Origin of the sequence: Pseudoduganella rivuli (genome assembly GCF_009674485.1) — a bacterium.
Lineage (GTDB): Bacteria > Pseudomonadota > Gammaproteobacteria > Burkholderiales > Burkholderiaceae_D > Rugamonas > Rugamonas rivuli_B.
This window is the reverse complement of the sequence record NZ_WKJJ01000002.1, coordinates 426,473-448,940: the sequence shown is the minus strand read 5'-3', so window position 1 is coordinate 448,940 and position 22,468 is coordinate 426,473. Positions and strand designations below refer to the sequence as shown.

The window sequence follows — 22,468 nt, the reverse complement described above, 5'->3', positions numbered from 1 at the left end:
ATAAGGCACTATCATTGCCTTTGCTGTAACTTTTGCTATAACGAGAACATAACCCGCTCGGAGATTACCATGCGCCGTCGTCTCTACTATTTGCTTCCCGACATTCCCAGCGCGCGCGCCATGCTCGATGAACTGCTGCTCGCGCGCATCGAAATCAGCCACATCAAGTTCCTTGCCAAAGATAAAACCTTGCCTTCTGACATGCCCGATTGCAGCTTCCTGCAGCGTACGGATATCGTGCATGGCGCCCAGCTGGGCATGGTGATCGGCGGTATTGTGGGACTGGGTACCGCTATCCTGCTGACCATGTTCCCGCCGGACGGCTGGACCATCCGCACGGCCGCCATCCTGCTGGTCGCGCTGGGGGGCGCCATGTTTGGCGGATGGGCATCCGGCATGAATGCGGCCGCCGTTCCCAATACCAAACTGGAACAGTTTTCGCCCATGATTGCACAGGGGCAGGTGTTAATGATTGTCGACGTGCCACCCGGCCGGGTGGTGGAAATTGAGGAAATGATCCAGAAGCGTCATCCCAACTTCAACTTTGGCGGTATCGAACCGCCGATGCTGGCGTTTCCGTAACGCTGGCCGCCCGGGACTACTGGTCCCGGGTTCTCATGCCAAAGCCGGGGTTCGTTTGAACCCCGGCTTTTTCTATATCCCCATATTGGCCAGGATGGAACCCAGTTCGCGCAATGCCGGCTCCAGGGTCGGGTGTTTGACGGCAAAGCGGGCGGAAATTTCCTGCGTGCGCTCAGCCAGGCCGTACGGCGACGCGTCATCCCCTTCGGCGGCGCGCTGTTCCAGCAACTGGCGGATATCGCCGTCGAGCTGGCGCAGCAAATCCTGCAATTCCTCGTCAACCGGACCGGAATGCGCCAGCCGGGCATGCAAGGCTTTCAACGAGGCTTTCAGTTCATTATCCATTGCTGTCCCCTGTAGTCTCATTAGGCAATTTATACACCGATTTGCCGCGCCCAGCTACGGATGTGTTCCATTTCCCCGGCATCCAGCCCCAGTGATAATAAAAAGGCCTGGTGCGCTTCCGGCGCCTGCTTTTCAAACAGCGCATGCCACCGTCCCATGGCGGCATCATCGACACCGGCGCCCCGCAACAGCGCGGTCCAGCGGGCCTTGTCCATCGCGGGTTCCAGTGCGGCTTTATCCGACAGCAGCCGCACCAGCAGCGCCTGCTGTTCGCGTAATTGCGCGATTTCGCGCTGGATGTCGTCCAGCCGCCGGCGGATCAGCGACGAACGGTCGCCATCGGCCAGCAGCGCAGCGATGGTCTCCAATGCCAGTCCAGCGGCGCGATATTGCCGCACCTGCCCGACCCGCGCCAGTTCGTGTCCGGAATAGCGGCGGTATCCGGCCTCGCTGCGGCTGGCCGGTTCAATCAGGCCCAGCTTTTCGTAATACAGCAAGGTCGTGCGCGAAATGCCGCAGCGTTTGGCCAGCTGGCCTATCGTATAAAGCGTTTCCATCACTGTAGCTTACAACGGCAGCGGCGCCCGGTCCGGTTGGACGAAGGCTGTGCGGGCAGCGGCATCGGCCAACCGCTCGGGCGAATAATGCAGCGCCAGCCGGGCGCGGGCATCCTGCTCCAGTTCCATATTGGCAGCCAGGAAAGATTGCCAATCCTGCCCGTGGTCGGCGGCGCCGCCCGCCAGCAGCAGGCGCAACAGCGCTTCCGTGATTGTCCAGTGAAACTTGTCCGCAGCGCCCAAGTGGGTGGCATAGCGGCGGATACCGATGCAGGCCTGCATGACCGCGTCATCCGCCGGCAAGCGGCGCAACAATATCCAGCCCAGCCGCAGATGGCCCAGGTGGTTGAAATGTTCGGGCGCCAGTGTGCAGGTGGCGAAGCGGGAGAGGAAATCGTCGTCGGTCATGGCGGCTCCTTAAAAGAGCCGCCACGATAAACCTGTCTACGATAGACAAGTCAAACAATTTCCCAACCGCAGAAAAGTGCCAGGGACTTTTCTGCTTCACAGCAACGAATTACTTCTCCGTCAACCCACGGCGCTCCAGCAGCGGCGCGATCTGCGCATCGCGGCCGCGGAAGTTGCGATACATCTGCATCGCATCCATGGTGCCGCCGCGCGACAGCAGCATCTTGCGGAACCAGTCGCCGTTCTTGCGCAGCATGCCGCCGTTTTCCTGGAACCAGTTGACCGTGTCCGCATCGAGCTTTTCGCTCCACAGGTAACCGTAGTAGCCTGCCGAGTAGCCGCCCGCGAAGATATGCGAGAAGTACGTGGTGCGGTAGCGTGGCGGCACCGGTGCGAAGTCGACGCCGGCATCCTTCAGCGCCGCCGTTTCAAACGCCACCACGTCGCCCGGAATTTGCGACGCGCCCAGCTGGTGCCAGCGCTGGTCAACGATGGACGCGGCCAGGTATTCCGTGGTACGGAAGCCTTCGTTGAATTTCTGCGATGCGATCACCTTGTCCAGCAACTCTTTCGGCATCGGCGCGCCGGTCTGGTAATGCTTGGCATAGTTGGCCAGTACGGCGGGGTACACGGCCCACATTTCATTGACTTGCGACGGGAATTCCACGAAGTCGCGCGGCACGCGGGTGCCGGAGAAGCGCGGATACGTCACGTCCGAGAACATGCCGTGCAACGCATGGCCGAATTCGTGGAACAAGGTGCGCAGTTCGTCGTACGTCAGCAGGGTCGGCTCGCCATCGGCCGGCTTGGGAATGTTGAGGTGATTCGCAATCACCGGCTGCGTGCCCATCAGCTTGGACTGGCTGACGTAGGCATTCATCCACGCACCGCCGCGCTTGTTGGAGCGGGCATAGAAGTCGGCCAGGAAGATCGCCAGCTGTTTGCCGTTTTCGTCATAGACGTCGAATACGCGCACATCCGGGTGGTACACCGGCAAATCCTTGCGCTCCTTGAACGACAGGCCGTACACCTTGCCGGCCGCGAAGAACAGGCCGTTGGTCAACACATTGTTCAGTTCAAAGTAGGGCTTCAGCTGGCTCTGGTCGAACGCATAGCGCTGCGCACGCACCTTATCGGAGTAGAACGACCAGTCGGCCGCGCCAATCTGGAAGCCGCCGTTTTCCGCGTCGATGACTTTCTGGATTTCCGCCGCTTCCTTCTTCGCATTGGCCACGGCCGGACGGGCAAATTCCGCCAGCAGTTTATTCACGGCTTCCGCGTTTTGCGCAGTCTGGTCTTCCAGGTTGTACGCGGCATGGCTGGCGTAGCCCAGCAACGCCGCCTTTTCGGCGCGCAGCCTGGCCACCTTCAGCACGACGTCGCGGTTATCGAATTCGCCGCCATGGCTGCCGCGCGCCATCGACGCATCGAGCAAGCGCTGGCGCACGGCGCGGTTGGTCAGTACGGACAGCGATGCCTGGCCCGTGGTATTGGTGACCGGAATGGCGAATTTGCCTTCCAGGCCGCGCGCCTTGGCGGCCGCAGCTGCCGCGTCAATCGCCTTGTCGCTCATGCCGGCCAGTTCTTCGCGGGTGTCGACGATCAGCGCCGACGCATTGGCCTCCTTCAGTACGTTGGCGCTGAATGTGGTTTGTAGCGCGGCCAGTTCGGCGTTGTACGCTTTTAACTTTTCCTTGTCGGCTGGCGACAGTTTGGCGCCGGCGCGCACGAAGTCCGTGTGGTAGCGCTGCAGCAGGTGTTTCGCCTCCGCGTTCAGGTGCAGCTTGTCGCGCTTCTCATACAGCGCTTTCACGCGTTCATACAGCTTGCCATTCAGGCGGATCGCATCGTCATGGGCGGCCAGCTTGGGCGCCAGTTCCTTGTTCAGCGCCTGAATCGCGTCATTCGTGTTGGCGCCGTTCAGGCTGTAGAACACCGTCGATACGCGGTTCAACAACTGGCCGGAGCGCTCCATCGCCACGATAGTGTTTTCAAACGTGGCGGGTTTCTTGTTGTTGGCGATGGCATCGATTTCCGCCAGGTGCTGGCGCATGCCTTCGGCGAACGCCGGGGCGTAGGCCTCGTTGCTGATCTTGTCGAATGCCGGGTACTGGAATGGCAACGTGCTGGGTTTGGCGAACGGGTTCGTGGCGTCGAACTGCGGCGCGGTTTCCGCGTGGGCGAAGCCGGCAAATGCCAGTGCGACTGCGGCGGCAACAATCTTCATTGGTTTCATAGGTATATCTCGTCAAGGTAGGGCGGATCGGCTTTTTCGAGCCGCCATGCATGCGTCATGGTCCAGCATGCGCTGGTGGCCATGCGGACATGGCGGCAAGCCTTGCGGCTTGCCGCCCTACCGGTTTGGCGTAATCGGTGTAACGGATTATTCGGCCAGCAAGCCGCGGCGTTCCAGCAGCGGTTCGATTTTCGCGTCGCGGCCGCGGAAGTTGCGGAACAGTTGCAGCGCATCGTCGGTGCCGCCGCGCGACAGCAGCTTGTCGCGGAACCAGTCGCCGTTCTTGCGCTGCAAGCCGCCGTTCTCCTTGAACCATTCCACGGTGTCGGCGTCCAGCTTCTCGCTCCACAGGTACGAGTAATAGCCGGCCGCATAGCCGCCCGAGAACGTGTGCGAGAAGTACGTGGTGCGGTAGCGCGGCGGCACCGGCGCGTAATCGACACCCACGTCTTTCAGTGCGGCCGCTTCGAACGCCAGCACATCGGTCGGGATTTGCGTCGCTGGCAACTGGTGCCAGCGCTGGTCCAGCAGCGACGACGCCACGTTTTCCGTGGTGGTGAAGCCCTGGTTGAATTTCTTCGCGGCGGTGACTTTTTCCAGCAACTCCTTCGGCATCGCTTCGCCCGTCTTGTAGTGGCGCGCATAGTTGGCCAGCACTTCCGGGTTCGTCATCCACATTTCATTGACTTGCGACGGATATTCGACGAAGTCGCGCGGCACGCTGGTGCCGGAGAAGCGCGGGTACTTCACGTTGGAGAACATGCCGTGCAGCGCATGGCCGAATTCGTGGAACGCGGTCTTCACTTCATCCACGGTCAACAGGGTCGGTTCGCCGGCCGGCGGTTTCGGGATGTTCAGGTGGTTTGCCACCACCGAATGCGTACCCAGCAACTTCGATTGCGACACGTATTCATTCATCCATGCGCCGCCCTGCTTGGTCGGACGCGCGTACATGTCCGCCAGGAAGATCGCCAGCTGTTTGCCGTCCGCATCGAACACGTCGTACACCTTGACGTCCGGGTGGTACACAGGCAAATCCTTGCGCTCCTTGAACGACAGGCCATACAGCTTGTTGGCGGCAAAGAACACGCCTTTTTCCAGCACATTGGTCAATTCGAAGTACGGTTTCAATTGCGCGCCATCGAAGCTGTAGCGCTGCGCGCGCACCTTGTCCGTGTAGAACGCCCAGTCCGACGCACCCACCTGGATACCGGCCTTCTCGGCGTCCGCCACGGCCTGCAGGTCGGCCTGCTCCTTGCGCGCATTGGCGACAGCCGGCTTGGCCAGTTCCGCCAGCAGCTTGTTGACGGCATCCGTGGACTTCGCGGTCTGGTCCGCCAGCGAATACGCGGCATAGTTCGGGTAGCCCAGCAGCGCGGCTTTTTCCGCGCGCAGCTTGGCGATCTTCAGCACGATCGCGCGCGAGTCGAATTCACCGCCACGGCCGCCACGGGCCAGCGACAGATCCATCAGGCGCTTGCGGGTGACCGGGTTGGTCAGCACGGACAGCGGTGGCTGGCCCGTGGTGTTGATCAGCGCCACGGCAAACTTGCCTTCCTGGCCGCGCGCCTTGGCAGCAAGCGCTGCCGCGTCAATCGCGGCGTCCGACATGCCGGCCAGCTCTTCGCGCGTGTCGACGACCAGCGCCGAGGCATTGATTTCCTTCAGCACGTTTTGCGTGAACGACGTCTGCAGCGTCGCCAGTTCGCTGTTATATGCCTTCAGCTTTTCCTTGTCGGCGGCGGACAGTTGCGCCCCGGCGCGGACGAAATCCATGTGGTAGCGCTCCAGCAAATGCTTCGCTTCCGCATCGAGGCCGAGCTTGTCGCGCTTGTCGTACAGCGCCTTGACACGCGCATACAGCTTGCCGTTCAGGTAAATCGCGTCATTGTGGGCCGCCAGTTTCGGCGACATCTCGCGGTCGATCTCATCCAGCTTGTCGTTGGTGTTGGCGCCTTGCAGGTTGCCGAAGGTAGTGGCGACGCGGCCCAGCAACTGGCCGGAACGCTCCATCGCGATGATGGTGTTGTCGAAGGTGGCCGGCTTCTTGTTATTGGCGATCGCGTCGATTTCCTTCAGGTTTTGCGCCATGCCTTCGGCGTAAGCCGGGGCAAAGTGCTCATCCTTGATCAGGTCGAACTGCGGATAGTGGAACGGCAGCGGGCTGGGTTGGGCAAACGGATTGCCGGCCAGCGATGCGACGCTGTGGGCCGACGCGGCGGCGGCAGTGGTTTGGGCGGCAAAAGCAACAGGAGTCAGGGCAAAGCCGGCAGCGGCTGCCAGGATGAGCAGATTTGGGCGGGACATTTTATCTTTCGGTAAAAGACAAGGGCACACGGCTGGGTGGGGCGGTGTGGGAAGCCGACGATGATATCAGGACACTTTTCGACAGTCACTGGCATTCCATGCTGCGGCGCATTCTGATACTTAACGTTACACATCATTTCCCGCTGGAATAATCTTCTACTTACTACCACATTAGAAGGCATAAATTATTGATTTGACACAGAAAAAGGCGATTTCTATGCTGTAAACTGGATTTTTTGATAACCAGGAGACACGCATGGAATGGACCCTCGGTAGCATCCTGCCAGCCGCAGCGAAACGTTTTGGTACAAAACCCGCGCTGATCTTCAAGGACCGCTCGCTGTCATTCGCGGAACTGGACAAACTCGCCAACCGGCTCGCGGCCGGACTGCAAGCGCTGGGCGTCGGCCCCGGCGACAAGGTCACGCTGTATTCCGTCAACCGCTGGGAATGGGTGGTGTCGTATTACGCGATCCACCAGGTAGGCGCGGTGGCCATTCCCATCAACGTCATGCTGACGGCGGAAGAAGTGGCGTACGTCGCCAACGATTCCGGTTCGCGCATCGTGCTCGCTTCCGGCGACAAGGGCGAAGCGCTGCTGTCCGTGCGCGAGCGCTGCCCGATCGAACACATCGTGCTGTTTGGCGGCGAGCCGTTGCCTGGCACGCAGCGCTTTGAATCGCTGCTGGACAACGCCACGCCGTTTACACCCGTGACGGCCGATCCCGATGCGCTGTCCACCATCGCCTACACGTCCGGCACCACGGGCCACCCGAAAGGCGCGATGCTGAGCCACCGCGCCATCCTGTCGTCCGCCGCCGGCATGGCGCTGATGCACGTGCGCACGGAACACGACACGGGCGTCACCGCCCTGCCCTGCTCGCACGTATATGGCAACGTGACGCTGAACGGCGCCATCATGTATGGCATGACCTTGGTGATCATCCAGAAGTTCAATGAAGAAGAAGTGCTGCGGGCAGTCCAGACGCACCGCGCCACCATCCTGGACGGCGTGCCCACCATGTACATGTACCTGCTGGCGTATCCGGATTTGCACAAGTACGACGTGTCGTCGCTGAAACGCTGCGCGGTCGGCGGCCAGACCATGCCGGTGGCGAAAGCGCGCGCCGTGGAAGAAGCGTTCGGTTGCCCGATGCTGGAAGTGTGGGGCATGACGGAACTGGGCGGCGTGGCCACCACCAACCCGTTCTATGGCGAAAACCGGCACGGCTCCATCGGCCTCGGTGAACCGGGCATGACGTTCCGTATTGCCGACCCCGAAGACGCGTCGAAAACCCTGCCGCCCGGCGAAGTGGGCGAACTGATGGCGCGCGGGAACATGGTGATGCAGGGTTACTACGGCAACGAAAAAGCCACGCGCGACACCATCGAGCCGGACGGCTGGCTGCACACGGGCGACCTGGGCAAGATGGATGACGGCGGCTACATTTATATCGTCGACCGCAAGAAGGACTTGATCATCACGGGCGGCTTCAATGTCTATCCGGCCGAACTCGAACGCGTGGTGTCCGGGCATCCGGCCGTCGCCATGGTCGGTGTCGGTCCCAAACTGGACGACTTGAAAGGGGAAGTGGCCAAAGCCTACGTGGTGCTGAAGCCGGGCGTCACGGCCACGGCGGACGATATCCTGGCGTATTGCCGCGAACACCTGGCCGCCTACAAGGTGCCCCGCAGCGTGCAATTCGTGGCGGACTTGCCGAAGACCAGCAGCGGCAAGATCATGCGGCGTGAATTGAAGACGCTCGATCAGTGAGGCCGGTGCGTGGCGCTCTAACGGGCGCCACGCCTTGTGCCAGTGGTCAGTGGCTGAGATGCGCTTCGATGCGCCGGTCCGGGATAAACCACATCAGCGCCACCAGTACATACAGCGCGGCGCTGAGCCACGGATGCACGAACGTCAGCACGATTCCCGCCACATACATCCCGATCGACAACCAGGTTTTCCTGTCCTTGCCCACCGCCAGCCCTAATGGCGACTGTTTGCCATGCAAACGGATCAGGATATGTTCCAGCAACAGGTAAGCCAGCGCGCACATGGTCAGCACCCCGCCGTAAATCGCCACCGGCACCTTGCCGAAATGGTTTTCGCCCATCCACCCGGTGACAAATGGAATCAGCGACAACCAGAACAGCAAATGCAGGTTGGCCCACAGGACGCTGCCATTGACCTTGCTGATCGCGTGCATCATGTGGTGGTGGTTGTTCCAATAGATGCCCACGTAAATGAAACTCAGCACGTAACTGAGGAACACGGGACCCAGCGGCGCCAGCGTGTCCCAGTCCGCGCCATGCGGCACTTTCAATTCCAGCACCATGATGGTGATGATGATGGCGATGACGCCGTCGCTGAAGGCTTCCAGCCTGCCTTTACCCACAAAACCTCCCGGTAACAATCCATGTCCAAGGCGCCCAAGCGCTGCGAAAACGCATTGTGTTCCCAATCGTGAAGCCTAGACAAGTTGATTTTCATTAAGGTTGCCGCGAAAGAAGATCGCTACGATTTCCTTGCGGAAATGCATCGCGTCCCTCCCATGGTATGGAGTCAATTCTGAGGAGCTTTCATGAAACCCATTCGTTCATCCTTGCCGGAAAATGCCTTACCATCCCTGCCCGCAGTGCTTGCCGGCGTCGCGCTGGCGTTGTCGGCGCTTGCCAGTCCGTTGGCGTACGCCGTGGATTTGGGCGGGCTGGCCAATTCAGCCGGCCTGGCGATCAAGGCGGCAGCCTTGAGTGACGCGGAAGTCATCGATCTGGCCGACAAGTCCTGCGCCGCGCTCGATAGCACGCATAAAATCGCCGCACCGGACAGCAAGTATGCGAAGCGCCTGGCGGCCGCTTTAAAACCGCTGAACATGAGCAAATACAATGGCAAACGGCTCGACGCCAAGGTGTACCTGGTTCGCGATGTCAATGCGTTCGCGATGGACAACGGCTGTATCCGTGTATTTGCCGGCCTGATGGACATCATGAACGATGATGAAGTGCGCGCCGTGGTGGGCCATGAAATCGGGCACGTATTGCTGGGCCATTCGAAAAAATCCATGCAAACGGCCTTTACCTTGCAGGCGGCGCGCGGCGCCGCCGGTGCTGTCAGCGCCACTGCCGCGACGTTGAGCCAGTCCGATCTCGGCGACCTGGGGCAGAAATTCATCCAGGCGCAGTTTTCCCAGACACAGGAAACCGACGCGGACGACCAGTCGTACAACATGCTGCACAAGGAAAAATTGTCTCGCGCAGGCCTGGTGACGCTGTTTCAGAAGCTGGCGAAACTGGAAGGTCCCGGGCACAGCATGTTCAGCTCGCATCCATCGTCGCCGGATCGCGCGCAGCATATTCAGGCCCGCATTGATAAAGATAACTGAATACGCTTGTTCCGCAGCACATCGCTGAGGCACGTAGGTCTCAGCGGCGCCAGCTATTCCGGCTGGCGCCCCTCCTCAGCCGAACGGCCTGACCCCGATCAACACTCCGTGCAGCCAGAACGCAAACAGCGCCCACACCGCCACGCCCGCAACGACGGCGATGGCCGTGCCTTTGCCGGTACCGGCCGGGTACACGGTTCCCGCAACCCGGTCGCGCTGGCGGGCGGATTTGAAGTCAATGACGGCCCACAGCAGGAATGAACCGAACAGCACCACGTCGGCCAGGTTGCCGTTGGCCAGCAAGTGCGCCAGGGCCCAGATTTTCACGCCGATCAGCATCGGATGATGGACTTTGGCCTTGATGCCATTGTTGGGCACGTGGGAAGCGGCCAGGAAGACAAACGCCACCAACGTCAGCAATCCGGCCACGTGGCGCGTCGCCACCGGCGGTACCCACAGGACCACAGGCGACTGCCGTGCCAATCCGTAACCCCACACCAGCAATACGAACCCCGCCAGCGACACCAGCGAATACACGCCTTTCCACCCCTGCTCGCCCATGCGCGCCCGCATTTGCGTGCGCCACGGATCGGCCACGATCCGCACCGAGTGCACACCCAGGAAAATCAGCAAGCCGAGTATCAGTATCGCCATCGCAACCCCTCCGCAAAGATTTTGACGATACTTTAATGTGAATTAACAGGCAACCTTATTCTTTCGCAATATTTGGCAGGTGCGGGCCGATGCAGGTCCGGTGCTACCATCGTCCCATGCACACGCCTTTCCGTTCCAGTTATGACGCCATCGTTGTCGGCAGCGGCCCCGGCGGCGCATCCGTTGCCCGTGAACTGGCGCAGCGCGGCTTGACGGTGGCGATATTGGAACAAGGCAGCGCGGCGCCTGTCACCGGCACCCTGACGCAAATGTCGGCCATGGCGGCCATTCCCGGACGGGGCGCTTATATTCATCAAGACGCTTCCCTGCTGGTACAGGGGATTACCGCCGGCGGTAGCTCCACATTAAATTTCGCCACGGCCGCTCCGCCACCACCCTGGTTATTCGCCAAATATGGCGTCGACCTGTCCAGCGAATTGCAGGCATTGCGCGCCGAATTACCAATGGCGCCATTACCGGATGAATTGATCGGCCCCATGGCGCAACGCCTGATGCAAGCGGGCCAGGCTGCCGGATTAGCCTGGCGCAAACTCGATAAAATGATACGCCCGCAAATCTGCCGCACCGGTTGTTGGCGCTGTGTTTATGGCTGCCCGTTTGGTGCAAAATGGACGGCACGCGATTTTATCGACGAGGCGGTGTGCCATGGCGCGCATTTATTGGATCAAACCCGCGCCCTGCGTATCATGCATGAAAAAGGCCAGGCCACCGGGATTGAATGTCGACATGATGGGAAAACGCTGATCATTCACGCCACCCATATTATTCTTGCCGGTGGTGGTATTGGCACACCCCGTCTATTGCATGCATCGGAATTAGCTCCACGCACTTCCCCATTCTTCAGCGATCCGGTTGTCGCCGTCATGGGTATTGCCGATGATATTCACGGCGGCGCTGAAGTCCCCATGGCTGCCGGTGTTTATTTTCAGGAACAGGGCATTTCACTGGCAGATTTAACCTTGCCAAAACCCATGTACCAAGCATTTGCTTTGCAGGTAGGCCGTATCGACCGCCTCTTTTCCCATGCGCAGACGTTATCGGTCATGGTAAAAATCCGCGATGAAATCGGTGGACATATCGGGCCGCGCTGGGTCAATAAATCACTGCAACAAAACGACAAAGCAAAATTCCGCGACGGAATCGCATTGGCGCGCACGGTATTAAAAGAAGCCGGCGCCCGTCGCCTCTTTAAAAGCTGGCATTTCGCTGCCCATCCCGGCGGCAGCGTGCGCATAGGGCAAGGTGTCGACCATCATTTACGGACGCCATTATCGGGCCTGTATGTATGCGATGCGTCCGTGATTCCCGAACCGTGGGGTTTGCCGCCCACCCTCACCTTATTAAGCCTGGGGAAACGGTTGGGTAAAGCCATCGCTTCCGGCCAATTCAACTGAAACTCCACAAACCGGAGCATTTCGGCCTTTTTATGCTAATTATTAGCGCGATTGCGCCAACTTAAGGCATAAAACCGGCGAAAAAATGCGGCTGGGAAGCCGCACGAGGTAAATCAGTAGTGTGGCGGCCGCTCATTGAGCGGCGTTTGCTGGCCCTGCGCATTATCGCGAATATGCTGCGCCAACGCGGCAATCATGGCTTCCAGTTTATCGATTTGTTTTTGCTGTTCATAAATACGCTGATTCAGCGATTCCACCATGTCTTCCGCATGGGCCAGCTTGATTTCAATATCAATGAAGCGTTCTTCTGTACTCATTTAAAACTCCCGGCAGTGAGAATGCCATTATACTCGGTTGCCGGGATATTACCTTATTTCTTGCTCAGGTCGCGATAGGCCGCCGGCACATTCAAGCCCGGGTGGACCCAGCCAAACAACGCATAACCGCCGAATTCCGGCATCGCGGCACGCTGTACGGTTTGCTCCAGGGTCAAGCCGTCATTTACCGCCGCCTGTACTTTATTGCGCACGGTTTCCAGGTATTGGATATGCCATTGCAAATCTTCGCGCTGCATGGCCACGCCATGACCGGGAATAATCTTCGCGTCGGCCGGCAGGAAAGCATAGACTTTTTTCAGCGTTTCCAGTGTTTCCACCAATCGGCCATCCAGCAGCCATGGCAACGCGGGTTTCGATGCAATCACGGGATTACCGGTCCACAGTACTTTCGATTGTGGTTCCCATACCCATAAATCGCCGCCGGTCTGTCCAAAACCAAAGTCTATGATATCGACTTTTTTATCGCCAAGATCCAGCGATACCGTGCTGCCGGCCGCGACCACGATATCAGGCGCGCGGGCCTTGATGTTTTCAATACCCCGGCCGCTGCCGAAGTTTTTCACCATAAAGGCTTTATCGTCTTCCAAGTGGCCGGCAATATATTGGCGCGTCACCGCATGCTGGACAATTTTTACCGTGGCAGGTAAAAACATATTGCCGTATGAATGGTCGCCATGCGAACTGGTATTGACGGCATACAGAATCGGCTTGCCGCCCAGTTGACGGCTCAACGCCTGCACCTGTTTATTCAGGCGCTGGTTCAGCATGGTATCGATCAGCAGCGCCCCTTTACTGCCAACAATTAATCCGCCACTGGTGGCCGCCGCACCGCCTTTGGCGTTCAATTCGCGGGCGTCCGCCGCGTAATAGGCATAGACGCCCTGGTCCAGTTTTTCACTGACCATCCGGACTTTATTACCATCCCAGATGGGTTCGCCCGCATAAGCAGCAGTGGCCAATAACGTGGCTGTAATGGCGATGAGTTTGGATTTCATGATAACGCTCCTGTTGATGGGTTGATGTGCACAGCTTATGCTGTGCAATCACGCAAGGAAATTCCAAAATCATGCAAACCATCATTGCAGAAACGCACACTGATTTGAACGACTTGCGCTGCGTGGCAGCGATCGTCGAGACCGGGTCGCTGTCCGGCGCGGCGCGCCGCCTGAACGTCAACCACGCCACCGTGTTCCGGCGGCTGGCGCAGATGGAAGAAAAACTGGGGGTGCGGCTGTTCGAGCGGAGCGGCGGACGCTACGTGCCGACCACGGCGGGCGAGGAAATCGCCCGGGCCGGCGCGGCCATCGACGAAACCGCCCAGCAAGCGCTGCTGAAAGTCGCGGGGCGGGATTTGCGACCCAGCGGCACGGTGCGGCTGACCACCACGGACAGCGTGGCGCAAGTGTTGCTCAATCCCGCCATCGCCGCCTGCCGCCGGCAATACCCGGACATCGCATTGCAATTGGGCATCGATAACGGCATGGCCAACCTGTCGCGGCGGGATGCGGATATCGCGATCCGGCCCGCCACGCAGCCGCCGGAACATTTGATCGGCAAGCGCATCGGCCCCCTGGCGCTGGCCGTCTACGGGGCGCCCGCTTACCTGGACGGTCAGCCGCAGCGGCCGCTGGCGGAACATGCGTGGATTGCGCTGGACGATACCTTGGGCCGCCACCGTACCCTGCGCTGGCTGGAAAAAATCGTGCCGCTCGATACGGTGGGATTCCGGGCCAGTACCTTCAGTACCTTGCGGCAGGCGTGCATCGATGGCTTGGGACTGGCGTTATTGCCATGTTTTCTGGGCGACAGCACGCCGCTGCTGCGGCGCGTGACGGAGCCGGACCCGGCGCTGGCGTCGGAATTGTGGCTGCTGACACATCCGGATTTGCGCGATACCGTGCGGATCCAGGCGGTGATGCGGGTGCTGTACGAGGAGTTAGGCAAGGTGGCGGGGCTGGTGGGGGGCGTGCCACTTGTTGCGTGAGGCGCGGGCCAGGCTGGCGGTATCGCTGCTGTGCAGCGATACCGCCCTACGGGTTTTGCGCCAGCGATTTCATTGATTACGCGGCCTTGTCGATGCCGGCGTCGGCCCAGACCGCGCGATCCGCCAAGGGTTTGATGGATGGCATCAGGTTCACGTCCGGCAAATTCTCCGCCACGGCTTGCACCGTCGAATGGCGGGTCAGCGCATCCACCACCACTTGCAGCGGTTCCGCCCAGATTTCCGGCAAATCGCGTTCATCCGGCGCCACTATCGGGAACGCCAGCTGTTCCAGCGGCGGAGCAAAGCGCGCATCCACGCCCGGCTTGTTGCCCCGCGCATCGATGCGGTACCAGCCATACGGTTCCAGCCACACGGCATTCAAGCCATGCAGGCAATACGGCGGGCCTTCCGTGCCGACCGCCAGCCGCTGGTAGCACAACGCGGCGGGAATGCCGTTGGCGCGCAGCAGCGCGGCCAGCAAATGGCTCTTCGCATAGCAATAGCCGGTGCCATGCTTGAGCACGTCGGACGCGCGGCACGTGACCGGGTTGCTCTGGTAATCCCAGCTGTGGCGGATGTCATCGCGGACGAATTCGAAGCAGCGCTGCGCCACCTGTTCCAGCGAAGCGGCGCCTTCAGCCAGGGCAGCAGCTTTGGCGGCCACGTCGGGATGGTCGCCGTCGATCCATGAGGTATGTGCAAGATAAGGTGTCATCCGGCCATGGTACCGTTGGCGGCGGATTCCTGCCCATACTTGTTTTTATTGACGTCCTCCCCTCCCTAAAGTGAGGGAATTCCTGCTGCCAGCGTCGCACGTCCGCGACGGAGAATGTTGATTGCCGCATTGAGATCACGATCATGTACCGCACCGCAATCACTACACCGCCATTCCCTTATTCCAAGGTCTGCGATACCTCTCGGCCGCGAATCGGGCTTAACGCCACAGTTCGAACAGATCTGGGTGGTGAATCGTTCGTCCACTTCTTCAAACGTCGCGCCATGCTTAACAGCCTTGTACGCCAGTTGATTGCGAAGTGTCGACCAGCCAGCGTCCAGTACTGACTTCGCCATGCCGGTTTTGGCGAGCGCCGCTGCGTTGACATTGCCGACCACGATGTGATCGAACTCGAGTACCAAGCGGGTGGACAATTTGTGAAGAAGGTCATACCGACGATTAGCGACTTTGGCATGGATGGATTGAACGCGCTGCTTCTTGCGCGCGCGCTGGGCTACTGCCAGCACCGGTTCGGCTTCGCGGTAAAAGTTCGGCGCAGGGATCGGTTCGCCAGTCGATAACCTAGCCAAGTCATGCAAGCCTAAGTCTATGCCAACCCGTTGCGCCGGCGTTCTCACAGGAGGCGCTGCTACTTCCAACACAATGTTAAGGAACCAATTGCCGCGACGGTCACGGGAGAAATTAGTGCCGTCAACAATCTTTCCTTCCGGCAGGGGACGCGAGTAAAACAAGCGAAAGGTATTGCCTGCAAAGCGAAAGGCGTTGCCCTCGCGCTTCAGTTCACGCCCCTTCAACGGCACCCAGCCCAACGATTTCATGCCACGGTAGCGCAGATAAGGCCGGTTCGATTGATTGCGCGACTTCGCGTATTGCTGGCAGACGTCGTTGATGGTGCCCGAATGCAGCCCAAGTTCTTTGCTGCAGCCGGTGGTCAGATTGATCAAGTCAAAGCCGGTATGCCAACGGCGATGGAAACGCAACGCATCCTTCTGCCTGTCATTGCAGAAATTCCAGACAAAATTCACCTTCCGCGCCTGCTGGTTAAGCAGGCCGGTCAGGGATTTCACGCGGTATCGATAGGCCAGGTTCATCTCCCTTTGACCGCATGGATGGGAATTGGTTCCCCGTTCATCGAAAAGTGTGTCCGGCGGCTTCGGCGCCGGCTCCTTTCACTCGCCGTCCTGAAGGACGAGGTTTCTCGGAGAAAAATCTGATGAAATACATATCAATTTCCCCCTTGCCTTTTCGCCACCACCTTGCCCCGGTATTCGCACTTGAATTCGCCCTTGGCCACTCGAGTTCGACAAATTTTTACGTCAGCATTTGATTCGATTGGAAATGCAATCGCAAATTGGCACTACAGCGCCTTGGCGGAGGGGTCTGGGAGGTTGACGATGTCGAAGAGTCCCTTTGTTCCTGCGATAGCGAAGTAAGTCTGGCGGCGGTTTGGCGCTGGTGCAACGTGACTTGGTGGAATCCGGCGGGCGATTTCAAGGGCACGTTCCGGCGAATAAGCGCTGCCGCGTGCCTTCAAGCGTATGCGCAGATACGGGCGTCGCGCGCCTGGCCTTGTTGTTCCGCCATGTCGGGACGGTGCACCGTGATCAGCCTGAACTGCTGCCACTCGGATGGCTTCGCCGCGGCGCCAGCCAACTCCAGCGGAACGATAAACGAGTCGGTCAGCAACGGCCACTAATTGGCCGTCACATCGCGCATGCCATTAATGAAATACATATCGATTTCACCCTTGCCTTTCGCCGCCACCTTGCCCCGGTATTCGCACTCGAATTCGTCCTTGGCCAGGTCGCTGGTATAGGCCGACACATTGACCCGCATCCCCTCGCCGGAACTCTCCATGCGCGACGCGATATTCACGGTGTCGCCCCAGATGTCGAACGCATATTTGCGCTTGCCCACCACGCCCGCCACCACGGGCCCGGAGTGGATGCCCACGCGCAAAGTCCACTTGAAGGGATTCTTGCGGTTGCGCTGTTCGATATAGGCAATCATTTTCAGCCCGGCCCGCACGCAACGCTGCGCGTGGTCCGTGCAGGGCTTGGGCAAGCCGGCCGCCGCCATGTACGCGTCGCCAATGGTTTTGATCTTTTCCACGCCACATTCGTCGGCAATATCGTCGAACGCCGCGAAAATCTCATTCAATTCCGCGATCATGCGGTCGGCCGGCATGGTGCCGGCCATGGCGGTGAAGCCCGCGAAATCCGTGAACAGCACCGTGGCCGATTCATGCCGGGCCGGTTGCGCCTGGCCCGTGTTCGACAATTCTTCCGCCAGTTCCACCGGCAGGATGTTGTACAGCAGCTCCTTGGTGCGGTTTTGTTCGCGGTTCAATTCCAGCGTACGCTGCGTGACTTTTTGTTCGAGTTCCTGCTCCGAGCGCCGCAAGGTCTGCACCAGCGCTTCCTGCGCCGCCATTTTCTGCAGGCGCTCCTGGTTGAAACGGTCCGCCAGCGCCAGCGCCATCACCAGCAATTCAAACGCGGCGCCCCACATGATGAACACGAGGCTGGGCGGCTCGCCCCGCACGTTTTGCATCGACGTGTAGGTCGACGCCACGATGGCGGGCAAATACGCCACCACCATGAAGCGGGCAAAGCGGTCGCCCCGCAGCGCGCACAGCACGATGCCATAGCCCAGCAGCGGGAAGATCGGTTGCCACAGCAAGCCGCCGATGATGTAAATGGTCTGCATTTGCGCGGCGGCGTTCGGCACTTTCATGATCGTCATCGCGGCCAGCGTGATACTGGTCAGGCAATTGATGACGATGAACGTCCACAGCACCATGCTGACGCGCGGGATCAATTTCCACAGCCCCAGCAAACGGGAAATGAACAGCGGCGTCAGCACGCAGACAAACAGCACCGACAACACCGCCGAACTTTGCTCGAACAGCGGCGATTCCGGCCACAGCATCTGGAACGCGGAACCATAGCCGCCTGCCGCGCTGCTGGTGGTCCAGACGATGGCAAACAGCGACAGCACGTAAATCAGGTTATCCACTTCGCGCTGGTACAGCCACAGCATCAGGTTGAAGGCCGCCAGCGTCAGCGCCATGCCGAGGTATAGCACCCATTGCGTCTGTTCCGAACGCTGCCGCGCCTGGTACGCCTGCGGTTGCCACACCATCGGTTGCAGCATCACGCCCTGGAAGCCCGTGCTGCGCACGCGCAGGTACAGGTCGGCGGTTTCTCCCGCGCCGACGGTGAACGGGAACACAAAGTAATCCGTCGGCAGCGGGCGCCGGGCAAAGGGACGGTTGGCGCCGGCAGACTGGTGCACATAGCCGCCCCGGCCGTCCGGCACGTACAGGTCTGCTTCCTGCAATGTGCGGTTGGCCGTATCGAACCACCACGTTCCCGCCTGCGCGCCGGTATTGCGCACACGGAAATGCAGCCACCACGCGGACGTGCTGAAGCCCGGCGACGCTTTGCCGGCAACGAACCGGTCGGCCTGCGCCGCCACCTGCTGCACCGTCATGTTGCCGCCCGGGTCTTCCAGCAAGACCGTGGCAGCCGTCAGGTCGACGGGCTCGCTGCCGGACGGCAGCGAGCTTTGCGCGGCGACGGACGCCGGCAACATCAGGACCAACCACCACACCAGCCACAACACGCGCATTCCCTTACCCATCCATGGTGACGGCAGCGTTGCGGGCGCCGCGCACAAAATACATATCGATTTCCCCCTTGCCCTTGGCCGCCACCTTGCCCCGGTATTCGCAATCGAATTCGCCGCCGGCCAGGTCGCTGGTATAGGCGGACACATTGACGCGCATGCCTTCGCCCGAACTTTCCATGCGCGACGCGATATTGACGGTATCGCCCCAGATGTCAAATGCATACTTGCGCTTGCCCACCACGCCCGCCACCACGGGGCCGGAATGGATGCCGACCCGCAGCGTCCATTTGAACGGATGGCGGCGGTTGCGCTGCTCGATATAGGCGATCATTTTCAAGCCCGCGCGCACGCAGCGCTGCGCGTGGTCCACGCACGGCTTTGGCAAACCGGCCGCCGCCATGTAGGCGTCGCCGATGGTCTTGATTTTTTCCACGCCACATTCGTCGGTAATGTCGTCGAACGCGGCAAAGATCTCATTCAATTCCGCCACCATGCGGTCCGCCGGCATGGTCGACGCCACCGCCGTAAAGCCCGCGAAATCCGTGAACAGCACGGTGGCCGATTCATGCCGCGCCGGCCGCGCCTGGCCGGTGGCGGACAATTCGTCCGCCAGCTCCACCGGCAGGATGTTGTACAGCAGTTCCTTGGTGCGTTTTTGTTCCGCATTCAATTCCAGCGTGCGCTGCAAGACCTTGCGTTCCAGGTCCTGTTCGTTGCGGCGTGTGCTGTCCAGCAAGGCTTCCTGCGCGCCGATCTTTTCCTGGTGCTCACTGTTCAGGTAATCGGCCAGCGCCAGCGCCATCACCAGCAATTCAAAGGCGGACGCCCACAGCATGTTGGACAACGCGGGCGGCAAGCCGCGCAGCGCCTGCGTGGAAATCGCGGCCGCCACGACGATCGACGGGATATACGCCAGGCAGAAATAGCGCGCCATGCGGTCGCCGCGCCACGCTTCGCGCCCGACGGCAAACGCCACCAGCGGATACACGGGCAACCACAGGAACCAGCCCATCACGTACAGCCCCTGCAGCAGGGGCGCCAGCGATGGACGCTGCAACACGGTCAGCACCACCATGGCCACCATCGCCACGGTCAGCGCCGTGATCACGCCCCAGATCGCGCGGCTCAACCGCGGTGTACGGGCATGCAAGTCCACCAGCTGGAAAGCAAACAGCACGGGCAGCCACGTGACGGGAATTTGCGACAGCATCCACGAACATTGCTCGAAGCCGGGAGAATTCGGCCAGAACAGCTGGAAGGCCGAGCCGAAGCCGCCGGCCGTGCTGGAAATCGCCCAGACGATCGAGGCCAGGGTCAGCACGTACAGCAGGTAATTGCGTTCGCGCAGGTAGACCCACAGCATCAGGTTGAAGGCGCCCAGCGACGCCGTCATCCCCAGATAGGTCAGCCACGCGCGGCGGTCCGCCTGCGCCGCCTGCAAATACGCGGACGGCGTCCACAGGCGCGGCAGCAGGGACACGCCGAGGAAGCCCGTGCTGCGCACACGCAGGTAAACATCCGTGCTGGCGCCGGCCGCCACCGTCAAGGGAAACACGAACGTATCGGTGGGCAGCGGACGTTGCGCAAACGGATAGCGCGAGCCGGTCGCCATTCGCAGCCAGCCGCCCCGGCCATCCGGCTGGTAAACATCCACTTCCTGCAACGTGCGGTTGCCCGTATCGAACCACCATGTCATGGCCTCGCCGCCGGGATTGCGCACCGTGAAGCGCATCCAGTAGGCGGACGTGGTAAAGCCCACGCTGGGCGAACCGGGTGCAAAGCGGTTGCCGGCCGCAATGGCGTCGGCCAGCGCCAGCGTCCCTTGCGGATCTTCCAGCAAAGCGATATCGGGCACAATCGCCGGCACGATCGATTGCGCCGATGCGCAGCACGCCGTGCACAGCAGCCAGGCCAGCCATAATGTACGCAGCAGCTTCATGTTCCCGTGCGCTCGCCGACGACGAAATACATATCGATGTCCCCCTTGCCCTTGGCCGCCACCTTGCCCCGGTATTCGCATTCGAATTCGCCACCTGCCAGGTCGCTGGTGTAAGCCGAGACATTGACTTTCATGCCCGCGCCCGCGCTTTCCATGCGCGACGCGATATTGACGGTGTCGCCCCAGATATCGAACGCGTACTTGCGCTTGCCCACCACGCCCGCCACCACGGGGCCGGAATGGATACCGACCCGCAAGGTCCACTTGAACGGATGGTCGCGGTTGCGCTGCTCGACGTACGCGATCATTTTCATCCCGGCCCGCACGCAGCGCTGCGCATGGTCGGGACAGGGCTTCGGCAAGCCGGCGGCCGCCATGTAGGCGTCGCCGATGGTCTTGATTTTTTCAATGCCGCATGCGTCGGCAATGTCGTCGAACGCCGCGAAAATCTCGTTGAGTTCCGCGATCATGCGGTCGGCCGGCATGGTCGATGCGACCGCCGTGAAGCCCGCGAAATCCGTGAACAACACGGTGGCCGATTCATGCCGCGCCGGCTGCGCCTTGCCGGTCGCCGACAATTCCTCCGCCAGTTCCACCGGCAGGATGTTGTACAACAATTCCTTGGTGCGCTTTTGCTCGGCATTCAATTCCAGGGTGCGCTGCATGACCATGCGCTCGAGTTCCTGTTCCGACTGCTGCAAGTTGTGCAGCATCGCCTGGCGCGCCGCGAACGTATCGAGCCGCTCGCAATGGAAGCGGTCGGCCAGCGCCAGCGCCATCACCAGCAATTCGAACGCGGCCGCCCACATCAGCAGCGACAGGGTCGGCGGCACGCCCTGCACGTTTTCCACCGAGGTCCAGACCGACGCCGCCACGGCAGGCAGGTACGCCACCAGGATGAAGCGCGACATGCGGTCGCCCTTCCACGCCACGTACACGACGCCGCCCAGCACCAGCGGGAAGATCGGTTGCCACACCAGCCAGCCCACGATGAACAATTGCTGCTGCAAGGCCGCCGATCCCGGCGCCAGCCAGAACATCAGCAGGATGGCGGACGCCACCACGGTATTGACCACCACCAGCCAGCGCAACGTCAGGTTCAGGCGCGGCAGGCGCCGCCACAAGTCCGCCAGCCGCGTAATGAACAGCACGGGAAACAGGCCCGCCGCCAGGATGGCGCCCACCCACACGCTTTGTTCGAAGCGCGGCGCATCGGGCCAGTACAGCGCATAGGCGGCGCCATAGCCGCCCAGCGCGCTGCACGTGGCGAACACGATCGACGCCAGCGACAACACGTACAGCAAATGGTCGATTTCGCGCAGGTACAGCCACAGCATCAGGTAAAAGCCCGCCAGCGACGCCGCCATGCCCAGGTAAATTTGCCAGCCCGTGCGCTCCCATTCCATGCGGTCCCTGTACGCTTGCGGTTCCCACAGCCGGGGCTGGACGACGATCCCCATGTACGCCGTGCTGCGCACGCGCAGGTACAGCACGGTCTCCGCGCCCGCTTGCAGGGTGACGGGAAAAACAAACTGGTCGGTCGGCAGCGGCCGCTGCATGTAAGGTTGTTGCGATCCGGTGGCGATGGCGCGCCAGCCACCGTGGCCATCGGGCTGGTACAGCGTGATTTCCTGCAGGGTGCGGTTCCCGGTGTCGAACCACAGCACGGCGCCAGGCGGTTGTGTGGGGGCCTGCACGGTAAACCGCATCCAGTACGCCGACGTGCTCATCCCCACATTGGTCGATCCCGGTTTGAACCGGCCGGCCCGTTCGGCGTCCAGCACTTGCGCCAGGGTCATGGCGCCGGACGGGTCTTCCAGCAGCATGGCGACGGACAATTGCTGTGCCGTGGCGCACGGCATGGCCGCCACAAGCCACATGCATATCGCAAGCAATGTCCGTGACAACCATGCCATGGGGTCCGCCTATTTGCTGCTTGTCAGGAAATCTA

General features: G+C 60.8%; 20 protein-coding genes. 5 read left to right on the top strand and 15 right to left on the bottom strand.

Translation table 11 applies throughout. The annotated features are described in order from the left end of the window. Positions 1 to 69 precede the first annotated feature (69 nt). Entirely contained in the window at positions 70 to 582 is a 513-nt protein-coding gene (locus tag GJ700_RS04710; protein ID WP_154371478.1) for a DUF1269 domain-containing protein, read from the top strand. A gap of 72 nt (positions 583 to 654) precedes the next feature. Here GJ700_RS04710 and GJ700_RS04705 read toward each other — a convergent pair whose 3' ends face one another. From GJ700_RS04705 to GJ700_RS04685, 5 genes are all read right to left on the bottom strand, one after another. Next, positions 655 to 927, bottom strand: a complete 273-nt coding sequence (locus GJ700_RS04705) for a DUF4404 family protein (RefSeq protein WP_154371477.1) — start codon at positions 925 to 927, stop codon at positions 655 to 657. A gap of 29 nt (positions 928 to 956) precedes the next feature. Next, on the bottom strand, positions 957 to 1,484 hold the full coding sequence (locus GJ700_RS04700) for a MerR family DNA-binding transcriptional regulator (protein ID WP_154371476.1): 528 nt from the start codon (positions 1,482 to 1,484) through the stop codon (positions 957 to 959). A gap of 9 nt (positions 1,485 to 1,493) precedes the next feature. Then, positions 1,494 to 1,892 carry a hypothetical protein gene (locus GJ700_RS04695; RefSeq protein WP_154371475.1) on the bottom strand — a complete coding sequence of 133 codons (399 nt, stop codon included), beginning with the start codon at positions 1,890 to 1,892 and terminating at the stop codon, positions 1,494 to 1,496. Positions 1,893 to 2,001: 109 nt separating this feature from the next. After that, a complete protein-coding gene (locus GJ700_RS04690; RefSeq protein ID WP_154371577.1) occupies positions 2,002 to 4,119 on the bottom strand; it encodes a M3 family metallopeptidase in 2,118 nt (705 codons plus the stop codon). Positions 4,120 to 4,275: 156 nt separating this feature from the next. Beyond that, entirely contained in the window at positions 4,276 to 6,435 is a 2,160-nt protein-coding gene (locus GJ700_RS04685) for a M3 family metallopeptidase (RefSeq protein ID WP_154371474.1), read from the bottom strand. A gap of 256 nt (positions 6,436 to 6,691) precedes the next feature. Between GJ700_RS04685 and GJ700_RS04680 the strand changes: the two genes are divergently transcribed. Beyond that, complete coding sequence (locus GJ700_RS04680) at positions 6,692 to 8,209, top strand: class I adenylate-forming enzyme family protein (protein WP_154371473.1); 1,518 nt, start codon at positions 6,692 to 6,694, stop codon at positions 8,207 to 8,209. Positions 8,210 to 8,255: 46 nt separating this feature from the next. Here the strand turns inward: GJ700_RS04680 and GJ700_RS04675 are convergent, their stop codons facing one another. Beyond that, on the bottom strand, positions 8,256 to 8,831 hold the full coding sequence (locus GJ700_RS04675) for a TMEM175 family protein (RefSeq protein WP_371867827.1): 576 nt from the start codon (positions 8,829 to 8,831) through the stop codon (positions 8,256 to 8,258). 186 nt (positions 8,832 to 9,017) lie between these two features. On the opposite strand from GJ700_RS04675, the gene GJ700_RS04670 reads away from it, so the two are divergent. After that, complete coding sequence (locus tag GJ700_RS04670; protein WP_154371471.1) at positions 9,018 to 9,818, top strand: M48 family metalloprotease; 801 nt, start codon at positions 9,018 to 9,020, stop codon at positions 9,816 to 9,818. Between the two features lie 75 nt (positions 9,819 to 9,893). Here the strand turns inward: GJ700_RS04670 and GJ700_RS04665 are convergent, their stop codons facing one another. After that, positions 9,894 to 10,472 (bottom strand): NnrU family protein, encoded by a 579-nt coding sequence (locus tag GJ700_RS04665; RefSeq protein ID WP_154371470.1) that lies wholly within the window; start codon positions 10,470 to 10,472, stop codon positions 9,894 to 9,896. Positions 10,473 to 10,588: 116 nt separating this feature from the next. Between GJ700_RS04665 and GJ700_RS04660 the strand changes: the two genes are divergently transcribed. Then, positions 10,589 to 11,887 carry an FAD-dependent oxidoreductase gene (locus GJ700_RS04660; protein WP_154371469.1) on the top strand — a complete coding sequence of 433 codons (1,299 nt, stop codon included), beginning with the start codon at positions 10,589 to 10,591 and terminating at the stop codon, positions 11,885 to 11,887. A 113-nt stretch (positions 11,888 to 12,000) separates the two neighbouring features. Here GJ700_RS04660 and GJ700_RS04655 read toward each other — a convergent pair whose 3' ends face one another. Both GJ700_RS04655 and GJ700_RS04650 read right to left on the bottom strand, forming a co-directional pair. After that, positions 12,001 to 12,204, bottom strand: coding sequence for a SlyX family protein (locus GJ700_RS04655; protein ID WP_154371468.1), 204 nt, complete (start codon positions 12,202 to 12,204; stop codon positions 12,001 to 12,003). A 53-nt stretch (positions 12,205 to 12,257) separates the two neighbouring features. Beyond that, positions 12,258 to 13,220, bottom strand: coding sequence for an MBL fold metallo-hydrolase (locus GJ700_RS04650; RefSeq protein WP_154371467.1), 963 nt, complete (start codon positions 13,218 to 13,220; stop codon positions 12,258 to 12,260). Between the two features lie 71 nt (positions 13,221 to 13,291). On the opposite strand from GJ700_RS04650, the gene GJ700_RS04645 reads away from it, so the two are divergent. Beyond that, the gene (locus GJ700_RS04645) at positions 13,292 to 14,209 is read left to right on the top strand and encodes a LysR family transcriptional regulator (RefSeq protein WP_154371466.1); all 918 of its coding nucleotides are present in this window, start codon (positions 13,292 to 13,294) and stop codon (positions 14,207 to 14,209) included. Between the two features lie 76 nt (positions 14,210 to 14,285). Here GJ700_RS04645 and GJ700_RS04640 read toward each other — a convergent pair whose 3' ends face one another. The 6 genes from GJ700_RS04640 to GJ700_RS04615 form a co-directional block, all read right to left on the bottom strand. Continuing rightward, positions 14,286 to 14,924: a transglutaminase-like domain-containing protein gene (locus GJ700_RS04640; protein WP_154371465.1), complete on the bottom strand. Its 639-nt coding sequence runs from the start codon at positions 14,922 to 14,924 to the stop codon at positions 14,286 to 14,288. Between the two features lie 65 nt (positions 14,925 to 14,989). After that, positions 14,990 to 16,036: an RNA-guided endonuclease InsQ/TnpB family protein gene (locus GJ700_RS04635; protein ID WP_154371464.1), complete on the bottom strand. Its 1,047-nt coding sequence runs from the start codon at positions 16,034 to 16,036 to the stop codon at positions 14,990 to 14,992. Between the two features lie 439 nt (positions 16,037 to 16,475). Then, positions 16,476 to 16,631 (bottom strand): hypothetical protein, encoded by a 156-nt coding sequence (locus GJ700_RS04630; RefSeq protein WP_154371463.1) that lies wholly within the window; start codon positions 16,629 to 16,631, stop codon positions 16,476 to 16,478. 6 nt (positions 16,632 to 16,637) lie between these two features. After that, positions 16,638 to 18,578 (bottom strand): adenylate/guanylate cyclase domain-containing protein, encoded by a 1,941-nt coding sequence (locus GJ700_RS04625; protein WP_195763779.1) that lies wholly within the window; start codon positions 18,576 to 18,578, stop codon positions 16,638 to 16,640. A gap of 4 nt (positions 18,579 to 18,582) precedes the next feature. After that, positions 18,583 to 20,517, bottom strand: coding sequence for an adenylate/guanylate cyclase domain-containing protein (locus tag GJ700_RS04620; protein WP_195763778.1), 1,935 nt, complete (start codon positions 20,515 to 20,517; stop codon positions 18,583 to 18,585). Then, positions 20,514 to 22,397 carry an adenylate/guanylate cyclase domain-containing protein gene (locus GJ700_RS04615; RefSeq protein WP_195763777.1) on the bottom strand — a complete coding sequence of 628 codons (1,884 nt, stop codon included), beginning with the start codon at positions 22,395 to 22,397 and terminating at the stop codon, positions 20,514 to 20,516. Before GJ700_RS04615 ends, GJ700_RS04620 begins: the two co-directional genes overlap by 4 nt. Between the last annotated feature and the right edge of the window lie 71 nt (positions 22,398 to 22,468).